23 protein-coding genes are annotated in these 19,724 nt (G+C 68.3%); 12 read left to right on the forward strand and 11 right to left on the reverse strand.

Annotated elements, in window-relative coordinates; translation table 11 throughout:
• Positions 1 to 6 precede the first annotated feature (6 nt).
• The 3 genes from KIT25_14475 to KIT25_14485 all read right to left on the reverse strand — a co-directional run bounded on the left by KIT25_14475 (position 7) and on the right by KIT25_14485 (position 3,231).
• Positions 7 to 1,479 carry an O-antigen ligase family protein gene (locus tag KIT25_14475; protein ID UYN93266.1) on the reverse strand — a complete coding sequence of 491 codons (1,473 nt, stop codon included), beginning with the start codon at positions 1,477 to 1,479 and terminating at the stop codon, positions 7 to 9.
• Between the two features lie 62 nt (positions 1,480 to 1,541).
• Positions 1,542 to 2,255, reverse strand: a complete 714-nt coding sequence (locus KIT25_14480) for a hypothetical protein (protein ID UYN93267.1) — start codon at positions 2,253 to 2,255, stop codon at positions 1,542 to 1,544.
• Between the two features lie 49 nt (positions 2,256 to 2,304).
• Positions 2,305 to 3,231: a transglutaminase family protein gene (locus KIT25_14485; protein ID UYN93268.1), complete on the reverse strand. Its 927-nt coding sequence runs from the start codon at positions 3,229 to 3,231 to the stop codon at positions 2,305 to 2,307.
• A 71-nt stretch (positions 3,232 to 3,302) separates the two neighbouring features.
• Between KIT25_14485 and KIT25_14490 the strand changes: the two genes are divergently transcribed.
• Positions 3,303 to 4,385: an amidohydrolase gene (locus KIT25_14490; protein ID UYN93269.1), complete on the forward strand. Its 1,083-nt coding sequence runs from the start codon at positions 3,303 to 3,305 to the stop codon at positions 4,383 to 4,385.
• A gap of 16 nt (positions 4,386 to 4,401) precedes the next feature.
• Positions 4,402 to 4,716 (forward strand): hypothetical protein, encoded by a 315-nt coding sequence (locus tag KIT25_14495; GenBank protein UYN93270.1) that lies wholly within the window; start codon positions 4,402 to 4,404, stop codon positions 4,714 to 4,716.
• Between the two features lie 6 nt (positions 4,717 to 4,722).
• Here KIT25_14495 and KIT25_14500 read toward each other — a convergent pair whose 3' ends face one another.
• Positions 4,723 to 5,391 (reverse strand): hypothetical protein, encoded by a 669-nt coding sequence (locus KIT25_14500; protein ID UYN93271.1) that lies wholly within the window; start codon positions 5,389 to 5,391, stop codon positions 4,723 to 4,725.
• 29 nt (positions 5,392 to 5,420) lie between these two features.
• Here KIT25_14500 and KIT25_14505 point away from each other — a divergent pair, with 29 nt between their 5' ends.
• The 7 genes from KIT25_14505 to ligD all read left to right on the forward strand — a co-directional run bounded on the left by KIT25_14505 (position 5,421) and on the right by ligD (position 13,830).
• Positions 5,421 to 6,794 carry an amidase gene (locus tag KIT25_14505; protein ID UYN93272.1) on the forward strand — a complete coding sequence of 458 codons (1,374 nt, stop codon included), beginning with the start codon at positions 5,421 to 5,423 and terminating at the stop codon, positions 6,792 to 6,794.
• Positions 6,795 to 6,803: 9 nt separating this feature from the next.
• Entirely contained in the window at positions 6,804 to 7,079 is a 276-nt protein-coding gene (locus tag KIT25_14510) for a hypothetical protein (protein UYN93273.1), read from the forward strand.
• A gap of 45 nt (positions 7,080 to 7,124) precedes the next feature.
• Positions 7,125 to 7,856 (forward strand): adenylate/guanylate cyclase domain-containing protein, encoded by a 732-nt coding sequence (locus tag KIT25_14515; GenBank protein UYN93274.1) that lies wholly within the window; start codon positions 7,125 to 7,127, stop codon positions 7,854 to 7,856.
• An 18-nt stretch (positions 7,857 to 7,874) separates the two neighbouring features.
• Positions 7,875 to 9,080, forward strand: coding sequence for a YcaQ family DNA glycosylase (locus KIT25_14520; protein UYN93275.1), 1,206 nt, complete (start codon positions 7,875 to 7,877; stop codon positions 9,078 to 9,080).
• A 541-nt stretch (positions 9,081 to 9,621) separates the two neighbouring features.
• Entirely contained in the window at positions 9,622 to 10,749 is a 1,128-nt protein-coding gene (locus tag KIT25_14525; GenBank protein UYN93276.1) for an amidohydrolase/deacetylase family metallohydrolase, read from the forward strand.
• Positions 10,746 to 11,246, forward strand: a complete 501-nt coding sequence (locus tag KIT25_14530) for a hypothetical protein (GenBank protein UYN93277.1) — start codon at positions 10,746 to 10,748, stop codon at positions 11,244 to 11,246. The genes KIT25_14525 and KIT25_14530 overlap by 4 nt, the downstream gene beginning before the upstream one ends.
• Before the next feature lie 13 nt (positions 11,247 to 11,259).
• Positions 11,260 to 13,830, forward strand: a complete 2,571-nt coding sequence (gene ligD / locus KIT25_14535) for a DNA ligase D (protein UYN93278.1) — start codon at positions 11,260 to 11,262, stop codon at positions 13,828 to 13,830.
• Between the two features lie 192 nt (positions 13,831 to 14,022).
• On the opposite strand, the gene egtD is transcribed toward ligD, so the two are convergent.
• A complete protein-coding gene (egtD, locus tag KIT25_14540; GenBank protein ID UYN93279.1) occupies positions 14,023 to 14,994 on the reverse strand; it encodes an L-histidine N(alpha)-methyltransferase in 972 nt (323 codons plus the stop codon).
• On the reverse strand, positions 14,991 to 16,241 hold the full coding sequence (gene egtB / locus KIT25_14545; GenBank protein UYN97943.1) for an ergothioneine biosynthesis protein EgtB: 1,251 nt from the start codon (positions 16,239 to 16,241) through the stop codon (positions 14,991 to 14,993). Before egtB ends, egtD begins: the two co-directional genes overlap by 4 nt.
• A 119-nt stretch (positions 16,242 to 16,360) precedes the next feature.
• Between egtB and KIT25_14550 the strand changes: the two genes are divergently transcribed.
• Positions 16,361 to 17,272, forward strand: coding sequence for a hypothetical protein (locus tag KIT25_14550; protein UYN93280.1), 912 nt, complete (start codon positions 16,361 to 16,363; stop codon positions 17,270 to 17,272).
• 5 nt (positions 17,273 to 17,277) lie between these two features.
• Here the strand turns inward: KIT25_14550 and KIT25_14555 are convergent, their stop codons facing one another.
• On the reverse strand, positions 17,278 to 17,595 hold the full coding sequence (locus KIT25_14555; protein UYN93281.1) for a hypothetical protein: 318 nt from the start codon (positions 17,593 to 17,595) through the stop codon (positions 17,278 to 17,280).
• A gap of 19 nt (positions 17,596 to 17,614) precedes the next feature.
• Positions 17,615 to 17,782: a DUF1328 domain-containing protein gene (locus KIT25_14560; protein UYN97944.1), complete on the reverse strand. Its 168-nt coding sequence runs from the start codon at positions 17,780 to 17,782 to the stop codon at positions 17,615 to 17,617.
• 176 nt (positions 17,783 to 17,958) lie between these two features.
• Between KIT25_14560 and KIT25_14565 the strand changes: the two genes are divergently transcribed.
• Both KIT25_14565 and KIT25_14570 read left to right on the forward strand, forming a co-directional pair.
• The gene (locus tag KIT25_14565) at positions 17,959 to 18,096 is read left to right on the forward strand and encodes a hypothetical protein (GenBank protein UYN93282.1); all 138 of its coding nucleotides are present in this window, start codon (positions 17,959 to 17,961) and stop codon (positions 18,094 to 18,096) included.
• Between the two features lie 21 nt (positions 18,097 to 18,117).
• Positions 18,118 to 18,366: a hypothetical protein gene (locus KIT25_14570; protein UYN93283.1), complete on the forward strand. Its 249-nt coding sequence runs from the start codon at positions 18,118 to 18,120 to the stop codon at positions 18,364 to 18,366.
• A 6-nt stretch (positions 18,367 to 18,372) separates the two neighbouring features.
• Here the strand turns inward: KIT25_14570 and KIT25_14575 are convergent, their stop codons facing one another.
• From KIT25_14575 to KIT25_14585, 3 genes are all read right to left on the reverse strand, one after another.
• The gene (locus KIT25_14575) at positions 18,373 to 18,639 is read right to left on the reverse strand and encodes an N-acetyltransferase (GenBank protein ID UYN93284.1); all 267 of its coding nucleotides are present in this window, start codon (positions 18,637 to 18,639) and stop codon (positions 18,373 to 18,375) included.
• 67 nt (positions 18,640 to 18,706) lie between these two features.
• On the reverse strand, positions 18,707 to 19,240 hold the full coding sequence (locus KIT25_14580) for a hypothetical protein (protein ID UYN93285.1): 534 nt from the start codon (positions 19,238 to 19,240) through the stop codon (positions 18,707 to 18,709).
• An 8-nt stretch (positions 19,241 to 19,248) separates the two neighbouring features.
• On the reverse strand, positions 19,249 to 19,521 hold the full coding sequence (locus KIT25_14585) for a CsbD family protein (protein UYN97945.1): 273 nt from the start codon (positions 19,519 to 19,521) through the stop codon (positions 19,249 to 19,251).
• Positions 19,522 to 19,724 lie beyond the last annotated feature (203 nt).

The following is a 19,724-nucleotide window of genomic DNA, read 5'->3' on the forward strand; positions in this document are numbered from 1 at the left end:
GCCTTTTCACTCGTCGTGCGGCCCCCGATGGCGCTCGGATGACGATTCCGCTCGCCGGGCGAAAACCTGGGCCCATCCCATGCCGAGAACGGCGCTGCTGACAAAGGCGATCGCCGGCATCTGAAGGCTGAAATCGACCGACGAATGGAGGATGGGCACGCTCGTCAGCGCGAACGCCGTTGCCGGCAGAAGCCGTTCCCTTTCCGACCGCAGGCCGCCGAGCAGACAGACGCCCCAGGGAACGAGAACGATCAGGAAGGCGACGACAGCGCCGGGGATGCCGAGTTCGACGATAGTCTCCAGCGGCGTCGAATGGGCAAGATCGTTGGGCTGGGGAATCTCGAGCGGCTGGAGGATCGAATAGATGTCGGGATAGGCGCCGCGCCCCCATCCCCACCACGGCGACTGCGCGATCGCCTCGAGCGTCGATTCCCAGATGTAGATGCGATTGGTCGAGCTGCCTTCGGAGAAGCGCGCCAGCTTCTGCAGCATGGCGCCGCCGGCGATGATGCCGATCACCACGACGACGGCGCCGCCGATCAGCAGCGCCCGCCCCATCTGCGACCGCGATGCCCAGCGTCCGCGCATGAACAGCGACAGCAGGATCAGGATGCCGAGCACGCTCGCCGCCAGGCCGGCGCGCGAGCCCGAGATCAGCAGGCCGCCCAGGAAGAGGAAACCGAGCGCCAGCAGGGCCACGCGCGGGCCGGTGATGCGGTCGAGCACGCTCTCCTCGCCGCCGAAATCCTCGTCCCCGTCGTCGTGATGGCGGCGCCGGCGCGGCGGCTGGTGGCCGAGCAGCAGGGCGAGCACGGCGACCAGCCCCATGCCCATGAAACAGGCGAAGGAGTTGCTGTTCACGAAGGTGCCGGACATCAGGCAGCGATAGCCGACGGTGTACTCGCCCTGCTTCTTGAGGAAGCTGCCGACCAGGCACGAATTGGTCGAGACCTGCGAAATCAGGGCGTATGTCATCACGAGGAGCGCGCTCAGCGCCAGCGCGCCCAGCAGCCAGCGGGCGCGGCGCGGATCGACGAACAACGCGCGCGCGGTCAGGAACAGAAGGCCGCACGCCATGCTCTTCAGCAGGACGTTGCGCGAGGCGTCGATCGCCAGCGTCGGCACCGGATCGTGCGCCTTGCCGAGGATCGCGCGCGCCCGCTCGTAGAGCCACGCGCTCGGCGTGGTGGGCGCCAGGGTCGACATCTGCAGGAGCGATTCCAGGAAGAAGAAGGTGAAGGCCGCCAGCAGGACCATCAGCGGCCCCCGCTCCTCCGCGCTCACCTCGAAGCCGCCGCGCGTGCCGATGCCGGCGGCGAACAACATCGACATCCCGCCGACGACGACCACCATCGGCGACCACGCCCAGTCGCGATTGCCCCCCATCGGCAGCGGCGCCAGCACGATCAGCAGCAGGAACAGCCCGACGGCGGCGGCGCTCAGGATTCCGCCCGACGCCGACAGCAGGCCCCGCGTCATCCGCTCGCCGCCTTCGTGGTCGTCGTGGCGGTGACGGCGACGCCGACGGCGCGAGCTGCGCCTCAGTTCCGGAGATGCCGAATCCATTTCGCCAGTTCCTCCAGGGCGCCGGGCTCGTCGCGCAACACATGGCGCAGGATCAGCTCGTCGATCGGATTGCGCACGACGCGGCCGAACCACAGCCGGTCGTCGGTGTGACGCCACGTCTTCAGGATGTAGCGCCGGATCTCGAGGCGCTGCTCCTCGGTGAAATATCCCCAGTTGTCGAGGATCACCCTCAGCCGCGGCTCCCAGATCGGCGCGAACATCGGCGCCGTCTCGATCGACATCATCAGCGGCGGCACCACGTCGCGCGACACGCCGTCGAGCCCCTGGCGCGCGATTGCCAGCCTCAGCCAATCCATGCCGCGTGCCGGCGCCTCGGCGAGGCCGCGATCAAGATCGTCCTTGGCCTGCTTCATCCACGCCAGCCGCTGCTCGGGCGATGCCTGCAGCCTGGTGGACAGTGCCGCGTTGATCGTCACCTCGGCGCGCTGCAGTCGCCGGCCAGCGACCGGATCGGCCGCCACGGCGCGGTCGAGCGCATCGACCGCGCGCACGACATTGGGCAGGGACAGTTGCCGGGAATTGCGAATCTGGTTGACCACGGTATCGGCGCGCTGCGCTTCGAGCGCGCCACGCATCACCGGCCAGGCGACCACGACGAGGGCGACGCCGCCCAGCGCCATCAGCCCGCGCAACAGCCAAGTCAGGAAAGTCGACAGGCGTTCCCCCAAACGACAGCCGGATCAACGATGCCACTTGTCCAGCCGACGCCGTCCGATGTCAAAGGGCTTCCGCTCCGGGCTTACTGCAAATTGATGGAGCTTGCGCGTCGAGCTGCCGGACCTGCACATCGACCAGCGCCTCGATCGCGACTCCGGTCGAGCCGGTGAAGCTGCCCTTGATCGGCATCGCCTGCTCGGGGCTGCGGCCGACGGCGACGCGGATCAACCGCTCGCTGCCGACCATGCCGTTGGTCGGATCGAACTCGATCCAGCCGGCGCCCGGCAGGTAGGCCTCCATCCAGGCATGGGGATGGGCCGAGGTCGGCGCCGCTTTGCCGTCGCCCGGGTCGAGCGCCGGATCGTAGAGGTAGCCGGTGACGAAGCGCGCCGCGAGCCCGAGCGCCCGTACACCCTCCATCATCAGCAGGGCGTAGTCGCGGCAGGTGCCGCCGCCGGTTTCGAGCGTGACCGCCGGCGACTGGGTGCCGGGCTCGAAGCGCATGTTGTACTCGAGCTGCTCCTGGATGCCTTTGCACAGCCGGATCAGCACGGAAAAGGTGTCGGTGCCCTGTTCGCCCTCGAGGAACTGCTTCACCCAGTTGCTCACCTGGGCGTTGGGATCGGGATAGTGCCGCTCGAGATAGCGCGCCAGGTCGGGCGCCTCCTCCGCCCGGTAGCTGAAGGGCAGCTGGCGCGCATAGTCCTCGATCACCGGCGCCTCCGGCGGCACGCCGTAGTGCTCGACCTGGATCGTGCTGACGAACTCGAGCACCTGCGTTGCGCCCTCGAAGGACGCGATGGCGATCGAGTTGCCGAACGGATCGTGGATCCATCGCACCTGCGCCGCCGGCTCGATGGCGAGCGCGGTGTCGAGCAGGCGCAAGTCGTGGCTGTCGCGCGGCCGGAACATCAGGCGATACTCGCCGAGCGTCACCGGCTCGGAATAGCTGTAGCGAGTCCGGTGCGCGATCTCGAGCCTGTACATGCCGGCCGATAATGCCTGACACGGGCCGAGGTTGCAGTAGAGTCGAGGTCTCGAACCGTTGGGGAGAAGCCATGCTCTACACCTGCGGCCCGACCGGACCCAGGCTCGCCGCCAGGCGCCCTTCTCCGCGCAAAGCCGCGGGGCCCGTCGTCGACATCCATTGCCACATCGTGGCGCCGCAGGCGGCCGAACTGGTCCAGGGACTGGGCATCGCGCCGCGCGAGCCGATGATGGCCTTTTCCAACGAGGCTACGCGCGCCGTGAACCGCGCCCAGACCGAATCGGTGAGACCACAGCTCACCTCCGTCGAGCGCCGCCTCGCCGACATGGACAGGATGGGCGTCGACATCCAGGCGATCTCGCCCGCCCCCACACAGTATTACTATTGGACACCGCCCGAGGTCGGCCGCGAGGTGGCGCGGCTGGTCAACGACAACATCGCCGAGACGGTGGCCGCCCATCCCGACCGCCTGGTCGGCATGGGCACGGTGCCGATGCAGGCGCCGCAATACGCCGTCACCGAGCTGGAGCGCCTGGTCGGACAGCTCGGGCTGCGCGGTGTCGAGCTCTGCACCAACGTCGACGGCGCCGAGCTGAGCGACGAGAAGTTCCGCCCGGTCTTCGCCAAGGCCGAGGAGCTCGGCATCCTCGTCTTCCTGCATCCCAGCGGCTTCACCGAGGGCCGCCGCCTCAGCGACCACTATTTCAGCAACGTGATCGGCAACCCGCTCGATTCGACCGTTGCGGTCAGCCATCTGATCTTCGGCGGCGTGCTCGAACGCCATCCCCAGCTCAAAATCTGCGTCGCCCATGGCGGCGGCTTCCTGCCGGCCTATGCCGGCCGCATGGACCATGCGCACGGCGCGCGCAGCGACTGCCGGCTCTGCATCGCGAAGAAGCCGAGCCACTACCTGAAGAAGATGTACTTCGACACCATCGTCTTCGAACCCGGCCAGCTCGACTATCTGGTCGACACCTACGGCGTCGATCACGTCCTGATGGGCACGGATTATCCCTACGACATGGGAATGTACGAGCCCGTCGAGTTTCTCGGGCGCACGAAGCTTTCCGCCGCCGGGCGGCAGGCGGTCCTCGGCGGCAATGCCGCACGCCTGCTGAAACTCGGGTCGCACGGGAGCCGCCGCCGCCGCTGAGCGTTCTCTCGGCGTGATGAAATCGTTCCCGACCGTCGTCTCTCTCGCTTCGCTGTGCGTCCTGGCCGCGACGGGCCCGGCCTCCGCCGCGGACGAAATCGAGTCGCATTGCGCACGGCTCTACCAGTCACTGTCGCACTACGTGCTCAAGCCCACCTCCTCAAGCCCAAGCAGCGTGCGACTGCGCGCCGAGGTCGCGCGCGCCGGATGCGAGAAGGGCGACACCGCTCGCGGCATCGTCGATCTGGAGCGGCTTGTGCGAAACGCCCGCCTGCCGGTGCCGGAGCGGCCGGCGGCGATGGGCGCCGCCGAAGAGCCGTCGGATGGATAGTCGCGGCTACCCGCCCGTCCGGTCGAACAGTTCGAGGCCCTGCCTGCCCTTGGGAGTCACGGCATAGATGCCGCGCTCGACCCTCTCGAACCAGCCGTAGACGTCGTCGCGCACGATGCGGGCCGCGCGCGGCGCCTCCGCGGCGAGACGCAGCGCCGCCACCTTCATCGGTCCGTTCTTCGCCAGCAGGCCGGCACAGCGCAGCGCCTCCTGGCGATAAGCCGTCATCATCGGCACCCTGGTCGACGAGCCGCCGCGATTGGGATCGCCGACCCGCCGCGCATGCTCGCCGAGCAGCCGGCCGACCTTTCGCCTGTTCTTGCGCGGCGCATAGGGCCCCGGATCGAGCGCGACGTCGGCGTGGCTGCCGGTCACGACGATGAGGCCCAATCCCAGCCGCCGGCAGAGCTTGCGCACGTTCTTCATCGCCTTGGGCCATTGGCCGACCGCGAGATAGACCGCGTCGGTGAGCGCCAGCCGGTCGACGCCCTGCAGGACGAGGCCAAGGCCGAAAGTGCGCTTCAGCTCTACCACGACCGGAGGCTCGTCGCCGCGGACCGCCACGACATCGCAGCCGCGGACTTCTCCCTTGACCAGGTATCCTTGATCTTCGAGCAGCGCCTTCACCGGCGCATAGAGGTCGCTCTCCAACGACATGGCTCGGCAACGTATCATGCCGCCGGAAGGACATCGGGGGATAACGAATGACCGAGTTGCTGGACCAGGGTGCCGCCGCCATCGCCGATGCCGTGCGCGCGGGGCGAACCACGGCACGCGACATCGCCGAGGCCGCGATCGCCCGCGTCGAGGCGAGGAACGGCCAGCTCACCGCGATCGTCGACTTCGATCCTGCCGAGGCGCGGGCCGCCGCCGATGCCGTCGATGCGCGGCGCAGGCAGGGCTTCGACGGGCCGATCCTCGGCGTGCCCTACACGGTCAAGGACACCACCTGGGTCGCCGGCCGCCGCGTCACCAACGGCTCTCTGCTCTACAAGGATTTCAGGCCACCGCGCGACGCCGTCGCCGTCGAGCGGCTGAAGAAGGCGGGCGGCGTCTTCCTCGGCATGACCAATACGCCGGAGATGGCCGCCAAGGGTCACACCGAGAACAAGGTTTACGGCCCGACTCGCCATCCGATGAATCCGGCGCTGACGCCGGGTGGCTCGTCGGGCGGCGCCGCGGCGGCGCTCGCCGCGGGCTTCACGCCGATCGCGCTGGGCACCGATGGCGGCGGATCGGGGCGACGGCCGGCATCGCATTGCGGCGTCGTCGGACTCAAGACCTCGGCCGGCGCCATTCCGACGCCGTTCGGCTTCGGCGGCGCCTACGGGCCGTTGTATGGGGTCACGGCGCCGATGGGCCGCACCGTCGCCGATGCGCGCGTCGCCTTCGAGGTGATGGCCGGTCCCGATCCACGCGATCCGCATTCGGTCGCCACGCTCGACGTGCCGCCGCCGGCCAATCCCCGCATCGCCGTGAGCCCGAGACTCGGCCTCGGCGTCGCCGTGGACGCCGACGTCATGTCCGCCTTCGATGCCGCCATCGCGAAGCTCCGGGCGGCCGGCTGGCGCATCGAGGAGGCCGACGTCGCCTGGCCGGAGAGCACGAACGAAACGGCGTTCGCCGCCGTGAACGCCGCGGCGAGCGCCCTGCTCTACGGAGCGCGCGAGGCACGTGACAAGGACCTGTTCGGCGACAACGTCGCCGGCCTGATCCAGCGCGGCCGGTCGGTGGCCGGCACCGACGTCGTCGCCGCTTTCCGCTTCGCCGATTCCTGCGCCCGCGCCGTGGCGCAGTTCTTCACCGAGTACGACTACCTGCTGACACCGACCACCGCCTGTGTCTCCTGGCCGGTCGAGCAGGTCTATCCCAGGGTGATCGGAAACCGCGAGGTCGGTCCGCGCGGCCATGCCGCCTTCACGCCGCTGTTCAACCTCGCGCTGGTGCCGGGCATCTCGATCCCCTGCGGCACGGGCCGCGACGGCCTGCCGGTCGGCCTGCAGATCGTGGCGCCCCGCCTGCACGACCGCCCGCTGCTCGCCTTGGCGCAGCGGGCGGAGACCGCGCTGGCGAGGTAAGGTCGGGCGATGATCACATCGACGCAACTCATGATCGCTGTCGGCACCGGCCTCGCCCTTGCCCTGGCGTTCCGGTTGTACCGCGCCAGCAAGAACCGCAAGCCCATCGGCCAGCACGATGCCCTGATCGAGCGCGCCGAGGCCTTCGCCGAGCAGAGCCCCTTCCTGCGCAAGGCCTGCCGCGACTACCGCGCCAACCGCCATCTTTCCCCGCGGCAGGTCGAAGCGATAGAGAATGCGCTGGAACGCATTGCGACGCCGAAACCCGGCCGAAGTACCCGATAGGTCATTTTCCATGTGCAACGGCACGGACATCGGCGACAATGGGCAATGCCCGCGGTTCAATCGAAGATCTGCATAGGTTGCTGGCAACAGCTGCACGTGCCGGTCGTGCTGCGCGGTGTCGCATCGTTGCCCTATCGCGCCGTCGGACTCAAGCCAAGCCGCATGAACCCCAACACGTGCACGTTCTGCGAACTCGCCTTCAAGAAGATCATGCGGGCACGCAACGTCACCATCGATGCCACCGTGATGTTCGCCGATCTGCGCGGCTATACCAGCCTCACAGAGACGCTGGCGCCGGAGGCGATGTCGGAGCTGCTCGACACGTTCTACGATGCCTGCGGAGAGGCGATCTGGGCGCAGGACGGCCTGCTCAACAAGACGATCGGCGACGCCGTCATGGCGGTGTTCAACTTCCCGATCAAGCGAGAGAACCATGCGGCACGTGCCGTCTTGGCAGCGCGCGAGATTCAGAAATCCTGTCGTGAGAAATTCGCCGCCTTCGCCGAGGCCCATCGACTGGAGCACGAGCCCGGCGTCGGCATCGGCATCGACTCCGGCACCATGAAATTCGGTGAATTCGGCCGGTCGCACCGCGATCTCACGGCCATCGGCACCGTCGTCAACACCGCGGCGCGTGCCCAGGCAGCGGCCAGTCCTGGCCAGATTCTGGTGACCCGCGGCGTGCATGACCGCGCACCGGCGCTGATTCGATCCGACGTGGCGAACGACTATCAACTCAAGGGGTTCGATACTCCGATATCACTCTACCGTGCGTGAGGCCGTCGGCTCGTCCGAATGAGTCGTCCCACGAAACTGTCGGCGTCGGCCGCCCGCCGCATCACCCTTGCCGCCCAAGGCTTCGGCGCGCCCCGCCCCGATGGCGCGACCAATGCCGGCCACGTGCGCCGCGCCATCGAGCGCCTGGGGTTGCTGCAGATCGATTCGGTGAACGTGCTCACGCGCGCGCATTACCTGCCGCTGTTCTCGCGGCTCGGCAACTACGACAGCGCACAGCTCGACCGCATCGCCTGGGGCCGCCGGAGCCAGCGCGGGCTGTTCGAGTTCTGGGCGCACGAGGCCTCGCTGCTGCCGCTCGAGTCGCATCCCTTGCTGCGCTGGCGCATGGCGCGCGCGCTCACCGGCCAGGCCAAGGGCAAGCTCAACGTCTTCCGCAACGACAAGAAGGCCTTCATCGAGGAAGTCCGGCGCGAGATCGAGGATCGCGGCCCTCTCGCCGCGTCGGAACTCTCCAACGGCGGCGAGCGCCGCGGCCCGTGGTGGGGCTGGAACGACGGCAAGCTCGCTGTCGAATGGCTGTTCTATGCCGGCATCGTCACCACGGCGACGCGGCGCGGCACCTTCGAGCGCGTCTACGACCTCACCGAGCGAGTCCTGCCGGCGTCCGTGGTCGAGGCGCCGACGCCGGACGTCGCGGCGGCCCAGCGCGAATTGCTGCGCATTTCCGCGCGCGCCCTGGGCGTCGCCACGGAATTCGACCTGCGCGACTATTTCCGCCTGCCCGTCGCCGACACCAAGGCGCGGCTGGCCGAGCTGGTCGAGGCCGGCGACCTCGTCCCGGTCGATGTCGAGAGCTGGGTCCACGCGGCCTATCTCGATCCCCATGCGCGCCAGCCGCGCCGCATCGAGGCGCGCGCCCTGCTCGCCCCCTTCGATCCGCTGATCTGGGAGCGCGATCGCACCGAGCGCATCTTCGATTTCTTCTATCGCATCGAGATCTACACGCCGCTCGCCCAGCGCAAGCACGGCTACTACGTCCTGCCCTTCCTGCTGGGCGATCGCCTCGTCGGGCGGGTCGACCTCAAGGCCGACCGTGCCGGTTCGCGGCTGGTCGTGCCCGCCGCGCATGTCGAACCGGGCATCGACGCGAAAGAGGTGGCCGGCCCGCTGCGCGACGAGCTGCGCCTGATGGCCGACTGGCTCGGTCTCGAGACGATCGCCTTGCCGCGCGGCGGGGCGCTCGGCCGCGCGCTGAGAGGATAACGTCGCCTCAGGGAGCGAATCTGACTCTCCGCGCAGGGCCTGAATGAGGGGGTCGAACGGCCGTCCGATGCAGATGCCGTCTTCATCGGACGGAATCCATCGACCCGATTAGGTCCTTGAGGGCGCGTCGAGGTAAAATGCGCGCATGAGCACCCTGACCACACCCGGCCGCGAGGGCCGTGCGGGATTTCCCGTATCGACGTTCTGCTTCGCCAATCGCCCGCCGACCCGTCCTCCCGACCCGTGACCGGGGATTTGCGCAGTTCCCGCAGTTTGCGCAACGCATTCCGGCAGAGAGCAGGCACACCACCCTGAGGGCGTCTCGGGCGGCTGCCCGCGACGTCGGTCGTCCGGCGACACCCCGCCGGAGGTTTGCGAGGTTTCCGAGGTTTCCGAGATCGATTTCCGCGATTTCCGCGATTTCCGCGACGGGGGTCGGGGAGGTCGGCAGGCCCGCCCTGACAAGGTACTGTCGGTTCTCGCAGGTCTCACAGCGCATTCGCACGGAGAAGCTCTTCATGACGATCAAGAGGCTCGGCCCATGAACGATCTCGTGCTCAAGGGCGGGCGCGTCGTCGATCCGTCGCAAGGCATCGACAGGGTGACCGACATCGCCTTCGCCGGCGGCAAGGTCGCGGCGATCGGCGACAATCTCCCCGGCGCCGACGCGCGCAATGTCGGGGGGAAGATCGTCACGCCCGGCCTGATCGACCTGCACACCCACGTCTATTGGGGCGGCACCTCGCTCGGCGTCGAGGCCGAGTTGCTGGCACGCACCGGCGGCGTCACCACCTTCATCGACGCCGGCAGCGCCGGTCCGGGGAATTTCCACGGCTTCCGCCGGCATGTCATCGAGCCGTCGCCGGTGCGCATCCTGCCCTATCTCAACGTCGCCTTCCCGGGCATCTTCGCCTTCTCCAAGGCGGTCATGGTGGGCGAAAGCTCGGACATGCGCCTGCTCGATCCGCGCGAGGCGGTACGCGTGGCGCGCGAGCACGAGGATCTGGTGATCGGCATCAAGGTGCGCGTCGGCAAGTCGGCGAGCGGCGATTCCGGCATCATGCCGCTCGACGTCGCGCTCGACGTGGCCGAGGAAACCGGCCTGCCGATGATGGCCCATCTCGACGCCGGCCCGCCGGCGCGGCACGAGGTCATGCGCCGGCTGCGCAAGGGCGACGTGCTGACCCATTGCTTCCGCCCCTTCCCCAACGCACCGGTGCGCGCCGACGGCAAGGTCTACGAGGAGGTGCTGGCCGCCCGGGCGCGCGGGGTGATCTTCGATATCGGCCACGGCGGCGGCTCGTTCGGCTTCGGCACGACTCGCAGGATGATCGCCGCCGGCTTCCTGCCCGACGTGATCTCCTCCGACGTGCATGTCATTTCCATCGAGGGTCCGGCCTTCGACCTGCTGACCACCATGTCGAAGTTCCTGTGCCTGGGTGTCGACCTGCCGACCGTGGTCAGGCTGGCGACCTGCAATGCGGCGGCGGCGATCGGCCGTCCCGATCTCGGCACGCTCGCGGTGGGCAGCGTCGGCGAGGCGACCGTCATCGAGGAGAAGGCCGGCCGGTTCGACTATGCGGATTCGATCGGGGAGCGTCTGGAGGGCGACAGGCGTTTGCTCTCGGCGGGCGTCGTGCTCGCCGGCAAATGGTGGCATCCGACATGAGCCGTGAACCGGCCGAAACCAGCTCGCCCGCGTGCCTCGCCCATGAGGCGGACGATGCCTACATGGGCTACGCGACCCGCCGGGAGCTGGCGACGTTCCTCAACGAGTTGCTGGAGGCGGAGCGCGCCGGCACCGGCGTCGCCCTCAAGAGCGGCGCCGACGCGGCCGGCACGCGCTTCGCCAACCTGCTGAACGCGGTCCACAAGGACGAGGCGCGCTGGTGCGCGATGCTGCTGCGGCAGCTCAGGTGCCTGGGCGAGCCCGCTTCGACACGGATCGGCGCATTCGAGGGCAAGGCGCTGGCAATCGCGAACCTCGAAGAACGGATAAGCTTCCTGAATCGCGGCCAGGACTGGGTGGTCCGCAGGCTCCGCGAGATGCTTCCCAAGGTGCGCGACGACGAACTGCATCGCGACCTTTCGGAGATGCTCGAGGCGCACCTGGTCAACATCGACCGCGCCCGCGCCCTGCTCGGGGAACTGCCGCCTCGCGGTTGACGTTTCGGTCGTGATGGCCGCGCGCAAGACCAGATCCAGATCGGCCCGGAAGGGGGCGGCCCGGAAGGGATTGGCGGCATATCGAACCAAGCGCGACTTCAGCCGGACGGCCGAACCATCCGGCGCCCGGCGGGTCGGGTCGGGCGATCGGCTTCGTTTCGTGATCCAGCGCCACGATGCGACCCGCCTGCACTACGACCTGCGGCTGGAACTCGATGGCGTCTTCAAGTCGTGGGCGGTGACGCGCGGGCCGTCGCTCGATCCCCGGGACAAGCGACTGGCCGTCGAGGTCGAGGACCATCCGCTCGACTATGGCGACTTCGAGGGCACCATCCCGGCCGGCCAGTATGGAGGCGGCACTGTGCAGTTGTGGGACCGCGGCTATTGGACGCCGGACGGCGACCCGCACGACGGGCTCGAGCACGGCGACCTGAAGTTCACGCTCGACGGCCAGCGCCTGCAGGGCGGCTGGGTGCTGGTGCGCATGAAGCGCGATCGCGACGGCAAGTCCAAGCGCAACAACTGGCTGCTGATCAAGCACCGCGACCAGGCCGCGCACGAGGGCGACGAAGATCGCCTGCTGAAGGATCCGCGCTCCATCGCCTCGGGCCGCACGCTCGAACAGATCGCGACGGGCAAGGGCCGCAAGCCCCAGCCGTTCATGACGCGGCGCGCCAGGACGATGCCGAGGGCGGCACGCATCGTCGCCAGGCCGATGCCGGACTTCGTCGAGCCGCAACTGTGCAAGCTGGTCGATCGCGCGCCAGGCGGTGCCGGATGGGGCCACGAGGTCAAGCTCGACGGCTATCGCCTGCAGCTTCGCGTCGAGAACGGCGAAGCGCGGCTGCTGACCCGCAAGGGCCTGGACTGGACGGACAGGTTCGATCGCATCGCCGCTCGCGCCGCGCGCCTGCCCGACTGCCTGATCGACGGCGAGGCGGTGGCGCTCGACGCCGCCGGCGCCCCCGACTTCGGCGCGCTGCAGGCCGCGCTCTCGGACGGCGATACCGACGATCTCGTCTTCTACGCCTTCGATCTCCTCTTCCTGGAGGGCGTCGATCTCAGGCCGCTGCCGCTGCGGCAACGCAAGAAGCGGCTGGTCGAGCTGCTGGCGCCTCACAAGCTCCACCCCACGATCCGCCCTGTCGACCATCTCGAGACGGCGGGCGACGCCGTCCTGAAGTCGGCGTGCCGGATGAACCTTGAGGGCATCGTGTCGAAGCGCCTCGACGCCCCGTACCGGTCCGGCCGCGGCGGCGACTGGGTGAAGTCCAAGTGCCGCGGCGGCCAGGAGGTCGTGATCGGTGGCTGGACGACCGACGGTTCGAAACTGCGGTCGCTGCTGGTCGGCACGCATCGCGGCGACAAGCTCGTCTATGCCGGTCGCGTCGGCACCGGCTTTGCCGCGGCCAAGGCGCGGCCCTTGCTCAAGCGGCTGAAGGCGATCCAGACGAAGGACAACCCCTTCAGCGGCCCGACCGCGCCGGGAAAGGTCTCGAATGTCAGATGGGTGCGTCCGGAGTTGGTAGCCGAAGTTGAGTTCGCGGGCTGGACCGACTCGGGCATGGTGCGTCAGGCTGCCTTCAAGGCGCTGCGCGCCGACAAGGACGCGGAGGAGGTCGAAACGGAAATGCCGGCCAGGGCGGCCTCGCGCACCGCGCTCGCGACGCCGACCGCGAAGCCGGGATCGGCGATCGTGATGGGCGTCGCGATCTCTCACCCCGACAAGGCGCTGTGGCCCGCCGAGGACCCGCCGGTCACCAAGCTCGACCTGGCGCGCTACTATGAAAGCGTCGGTGAATGGATGATCGGCCACCTGCGTGGACGGCCCTGCTCCATCGTGCGGGCACCCGACGGAATCGACGGCGGCACCTTCTTCCAGCGCCATGCCATGCCGGGCCTGTCCAATCTCATCGAGACGGTGCGGGTGTCGGGCGACCGCAAGCCCTACCTGCAGGTCGACCGCGTCGAGGGCCTGATCGCGATGGCGCAATGGGGCGCCGTCGAACTTCACCCCTGGAACTGCCAACCCGGCGAACCGGAGGTCCCCGGACGCCTGGTCTTCGACCTCGACCCCGCGCCGGACGTGGGTTTCGATGCGGTCGTGCGCGCCGCCAACGACGTGCGCGCGCGCCTCGAGGCGCTCGGTCTCGCCTGCTTCTGCAAGACCACCGGCGGCAAGGGGCTGCACGTCGTCGCGCCTCTCCTGCGCGAGAAGCGCGGCCTCGATTGGAAGATCGCCAAGGAGTTCGCCCGCCAGGTCTGCCGGCGTCTCGCCGACGACGAGCCCGAGCGCTACGTGATGGCGATGGCGAAGAAACAACGCACCGGCCGCATCTTCCTCGACTACCTGCGCAACGACCGGATCTCGACCGCCGTGGCGACGCTCTCGCCGCGGGCACGGCCGGGGGCGACCGTCTCCATGCCAATCGAATGGTCGCAGGTCCGCCGGGGGCTCGATCCCGGGCGCTTCACCCTACGGACGGCGGCAAGACTCCTGGGTCGAACCGGGCCCTGGACGGGCTACGCTGCGGCGGCCACGCCGCTTTCGAGGGCCATAAAGCGCTTTGCCGAGTCGAAATAAATGGCGCGAATTCCGGGACTTACGGCCTTCCCCAACTTTTCTCAACCGCCCGCGCAACCTTCCGGCGCGCCGCGAGTTGGTTCTTCAGGCCGGGTACTCTGGCGTCGCCCCTGCCCCCCGCTCAGCGATGCCACCCTCCCCGCCCGGCTCCAACGCCCGCTTCCGAGGAAACTCGGGAGCGGGCGGCCTGATTCAGGGGACCGCTTTCAGGAACGCCACCGCGAACAGGCCGTCCCTGTCGGTCCAACGCCGCGCCAACTCGAAGCCGCCCCTGCGGGCCATCGCTTCGATCGCCGGCCAGTCGTACTTGTACGAATATTCAGTGTGAATGCGCTCGCCCTCGCCGAAGGCAAAGGCGTGGCCGGCGATCAGGGCCGACTGACGGCGCAGGCTCCGCAGGTAGATTTCGATGCGTCCCTCGGCGGAATTGTAGGAGGCGTCGTGGGCAAAGCCCGCGAGATCAAATGTTGCCTGCAGCTCGCGGTTCATGCGACGCAGCAGGTTGAGGCTGAAGGCGGCGGTGACGCCCGCGGAGTCGTTGTAGGCGTCGTGCAGCAGGCGCGGGTCCTTCTTCAGGTCGGCGCCAAGCACCAACGCGCCCGTCGCCCCGACCAGACTTCGCACTGCGCGCAGGAAGGCCGTCGCCTCGTCGGGCACCAGGTTGCCGATGGTCGAGCCCGGGAAGAAGCCGACTCGTCGTCGCGCGCCCTCGCCGATCGAGGGCAGGGACGCCGGCGCCATGTAGTCGGCACACACCGGGTCGACGGAAAGTTCCGGATAGTCGGCGCGCAGGCGTGCCGCCGTGCGCTCGAGATGCTGGCGCGAGATGTCGATCGGCGCATAGAGCGCGAGGTCGAGCATTGCGTCGAGGAGCAGCCGCGACTTGACGCTCGAGCCGGCGCCGAACTCGATCAGCGCGCAGCCGGGGCCGGCGAGGGAGGCGATCTCGGCGGCATTGTCGCGAAGGATGCGGGTCTCGGTCCGTGTCAGGTAGTATTCGGGCAGTTCGCATATCGCATCGAACAGCTCCGATCCGTGCGCGTCGTAAAGAAACTTCGCGGGAATGGCGCGCGGCTGGCGGGAAAGGCCGTCGAGCACGGCGCGCCGGAACTCCTCGCGGTCGGCCGCCTGGTCGAGCTCGCCGGCAAGCGCTGAATCCTTCATCGCAGATCCTCGGCCAATCGGATGCCGGCCTGCACCCAGCGGGCATCGGCCGGAAAGAAGTTGCGGTAGGTCGCGCGGATGTGATCGGCGGGCGTCAGGGCGCAGCCGCCGCGCAACACGAACTGGTTGGCCATGAACTTGCCATTGTACTCACCGATCGCGCCGTCGGGCTCGCGATAGCCGGGATAGGCGCTGTAGGAGCTCGACGTCCACTCCCAGACATCGCCGAACATCTGCACAAGCCCGTCGCCCCGTGCCGGCACAGGATGCAGCGTCCCATCGTCCAGCATCGCACCGGGCGCGCCCGCCCCGCCCGCCGCGACTTCCCACTCGCCCTCGCGCGGCAGCCGCTTGCCGGCCCACTTGGCGTAGGCCACCGCCTCGAACAGGCTGACATGGCTCACCGGCTCATCCGGGTTCATCGCGCGCATCCCCGACAGGGCGAAGACGCGCCAGCCGTCGTCGCCGCGCTCCCAGTAGAGAGGTGCCTGCCAGCCGCGTTGGTTGACGCACTCCCAGCCCGCCGACAGCCACAGCTCGGGGCGGCGATAGCCGCCATCCGCGATGAAGGCGGCATACTCGCCGCAGGTGACGAGGCGGGTCGCGAGCGCGAACGGCTCCAGCCAGACGCGATGGCGCGGTCCCTCGTTGTCGAAGGCAAAGCCGTTGCCGGCATGGCCGATCTCCGCCAGCCCGCCGGCGAACTCGACGCGCGCGAGCGCGGATGCTCGCCCGATCGCGCGCTCCGCCGCCGGCGCATAGGCCGGCCGCAGCGGATTGAGGGACAGCATGTGCTTGGCATCCATCAGCAGCAGCTCCTGATGCTGCTGTTCGTGATGCAGTCCCAATTCGACGAGGTCGCGCGCCGCAGCGAGACGTCCGCCCGCGACCGCCGCCGCCATCGCCTCCGTCACATGTCGCCGGTAGGCGAGGATCTCGCCGACGCCGGGGCGGGAGATCAGACCGCGCTGCGGGCGCGGATGGCGGGGCCCGACGGCCTCGTAGTACGAATTGAAAAGATAATCGTAGGCCGGGTCGAACGCGCGATAGTTCGGCACCGACGGGCGGAGCAGGAAGGTCTCGAAGAACCAGGTGGTGTGCGCAAGGTGCCATTTCGTGGGGCTGGCCTCGGGCATCGACTGCACGGTCTGGTCCTCGGGCGACAGCGGCGACGCGAGGCGCTCGGTCATCGACCTGACGGAAACGACGCGATCGACGAGCGAGGCGCCATGCTCCGCTGTACGCATAGTCAAATTCGACACGACACCTCCGCCGTGCGCCAACGCCTCCGGACGATACACGGTTGCCACGGCTCCGTCGCGCACGCCGTTGTGTTAGCCTTCGTGCCTACACCGAAGAGACGCAAGTGCCGATTTGCGAGATCGACCCGTGGCGCACTCAATATTTCGAGAGTGTTCCCTGCCCTGCCGACGTCTTCATTCCGACCGAAGACAGCGACGCCTGGACCTGGAACCCGCGACATCGCTGGGTCTACGACAAATTGGCTGTCGCCCTCAGTCAGGATTTGAAGGCGGCCCCGCACGGCGTGCCGCCGGATTCATACCCTGTGTTCTCCAAGCCGATCTACAATCTCAAGGGCATGGGGGTGGGCTCACGCATTCTGAACTCCCCGACCGACTATGAGGCGGCCTACCGGCCGGGCCATTTCTGGTCGACCTTGCTGGCGGGCGACCACGTGAGCAGCGACGTCGCCCTTGTCGACGGCGTGCCGCGCTGGTGGCGGCACGCCAGAGGCGCGACTGGCATCGCCGGAACTTTCGATCACTGGACGATCGACGACATCGGCAACGACCAGGTCGAGCATGGGTGTGGTGCCTGGTGCCGCCGGCATCTCGCCGGCTACACCGGGATGGTCAACCTGGAAACGATCGGCGGGCGGATCATCGAAGTCCATTTGCGCTTCGCCGACCAGTGGCCGGATCTCTACGGACAGGGATGGGTCGAAGCCGTCGTGCGCCTCTATGCCGAAAAGAGGTGGAGCTTCGACGACTCGCGCCGCCGGACCGGCTACAGCGTCGTGCTGTTCATGCCGCACGGCGCCCGCTATCGACCGCCGCCGGACGATTTGCGACGGACGGTCCTGGCGATTCCCGATGTGTCGAGCCTGCAGATCACCTTCCACGAAGCGCTGGCGCCGGAGCGGCACGCCATGCCTCCGGGGGGATTCAGGGTGGCGATCGTCAATTGCTGGAAGCGCGCCGCCGGCGAACGGGCCCGCGACGCGCTTCGCAAGTACTTCGAGGCGAACGGCGAGTAAGCGACCTACACCGCTCGGCGCGCCGCCACCTCGCGCTGCACGCAGCGATCGTAGCCGACGGATCCGCGGATCAGGCCGTACGACACGCAGGCGTCCTGCGCGTCGGCCACGATGCGCGCCTCGGCGTAGTCCGCCGCCATGCGGCCGCGGGCCCGCGCCGCCGCCTCGCGTTCGGCGCAGATGCGATAGGCCTCGGTGCCCGGCGTGTAGCCGTAGTAGCTGCAGGAATCGCTGGTCGGCACCACCACGGTGCGGGTCTCGGTGTGCGAGCACGCGGCAGCCAACAAGCCCGCCGCCATCAGGGCGCAGATCGTCTTGAACATCGCAGCCTCCTTGTAGCGCCTACTGGTTCCGGCGGACGTAACCTGCGAGCAGGCTCACCACGAACAGCACCAGGGCGATGATGAAAAGCACCTGAGCGATACCGGTCGCCGTCGAGGCGAGGCCTCCGAAGCCGAACAGCGCGGCGACCAACGCGACCATCAAAAACATCAATGCCCAGTAAAGCATGATCTTCTCCACCGGCTGCAGCTCCGCCCCCATTGCGCCTCCATAACGCGAACTCTCGCAGCGGGTTCCTGTCGGCGCGCAACGCGCGACACCGTCCGGTCGCAGCCGGGCAACCGCAGACGCGACCCTGGCGTTCACTCCGCCAAGTCCCTCTCGCCGGCATTAGTGGAGGTTCCATGGAACGTGAGCGCACGCCGATCGAGGCGCGCAGCGGCGCGATCAGCGGCCGCGTCGTCTTCGTGCTCGTCGTGTCATTCGTGGGCGCAGTCACCGCCCTCGGCTTGGTCTGGTTCTATTTCCTCGGCCCGGGTTGAGCCGAACGGGAGTGACGCCGGATGTCTCCGCCTCCCCACAAGTTGACCGACGCGGAAGGCGCTCTGCTCGACGAGCTGGCGATGCTGGTGCGCGTCGACGGACCGGACGTCCCGATCAAGGACTTGGAATTGCGCCTCGAGGACCGGGGCTTTACCGACACTCAGACCCGGCGCGCCTTGATGTCGCTGCTGCGCCGCGGCCGCGTCTCCCTGTCGGGCGCCAAGCGCATCTCTTCCAAGTCCGCCGCGGACCCGCCATCCGGGCGATAGGCAGCACTAAGCCGGATCGGCGAATTCGGGATGCCGCTTGACGAACGCGGCGACAAAGCTGCAGGCGGGCACGATGCCCAGGCCTGCACGGCGGGTGTCTTCCAGCGCCTCCCGTACGAGGCGTGACCCGACGCCCCGGCCCTCGCTGGCCGGCGGTACCTCGGTGTGGGTGAAGATGCGCCGATCGGCCTGCTGGCGGTAGACGGCAACAGCGAGCCCGTTTTCGGTGTCGAGCTCGTACTGGCTGAGGGCGCGGTTGTGTCGGACGGCCATTCGTTTCCTTCGAGGATCGGCAGAACCATGGCACCGGCGGCGCCCGCCTGCCACTTTCCCGGATGACCTATAGAACCTGGCAGCCGACCCGGTCGACGAAGAGGTCGGTGCGCGGTCCGCGAACCGGAACGCCGAGGCGTTCGCCAGGACCTGCCGGAGGCACGATGATGCGGACATCCTCTACTTTCCGGCCCTGATTCGTGAACTGGCAACCGACCACGGTGTTGACGGTCTGGCCGCTGTTGTTGGTGACGTAAAGCACCGCCAGCCAATGGCTGCCCGGAATGGCCTGCAACGAGGGCGTGTCGATGGTAACGATCGGCACCGTCGGCCCGGCGGTGATGGGAACCGTTCCCATCAGATTGGCCCGCGGCCGCTGTACCACCTCGCCCGGCACGGAAGCCGTCTGGCTGGCCGGATCGAAGGCGCGGTCTGCCCACGACTTCTGGGTGCCGTCGGGATTGGTATCGACGAGTTCCGGTGTCCAGATCTTGCCAGTACGCGAATCGGTGATCTGGGGCGACTGCGCCCAAGCCGACGCCGCGGCGACTGTTGCCGCCACGGCGAGCACGGCGGCGGGAAACCGTTCAACCATGCGCATGCGCGCCCTCACATGCTTCGATAGTTTCGTTCCCAGCCGCTCACCTGCGCCTCCGCCTCCTCACGCGGGATGCCGTAGCGCGCCTGGATCTTGCCGACGAGCTGCTCGCGGCGACCCTCGATCTCCATCAGGTCGTCGTCGGTCAGCTTGCCCCATTGCTCCTTCACGGCCCCCTTGGTGGTCGTCCAGCTGCCCTTGATCTTTTCCCAGATTGTCTTGGCCTCGGCCTCTGTGGTGGTCGTCGTGGTCGTCGATTGCGCAAACGCGGTCGTTGGCGCCATCGCGAGTGTCAACGCAATCGCACCGGCGGCGATGATTGCAGTGCTACGCATCGAATCCTCCAAGGTCAGGGCCAGAGCCACCTGAGCAAGAGCACCAACGGCACGACCACGAGAATCGCCGCATAAAGGTCGGCGAGTTCGCCGGCAGGACTGCCGGCTGCGGATGGACGATCACCGTCCCAAGCGGTCTCCCGGGGCAACTC

It is taken from the genome of Enhydrobacter sp., assembly GCA_025808875.1.
Taxonomy (GTDB): domain Bacteria; phylum Pseudomonadota; class Alphaproteobacteria; order Reyranellales; family Reyranellaceae; genus Reyranella.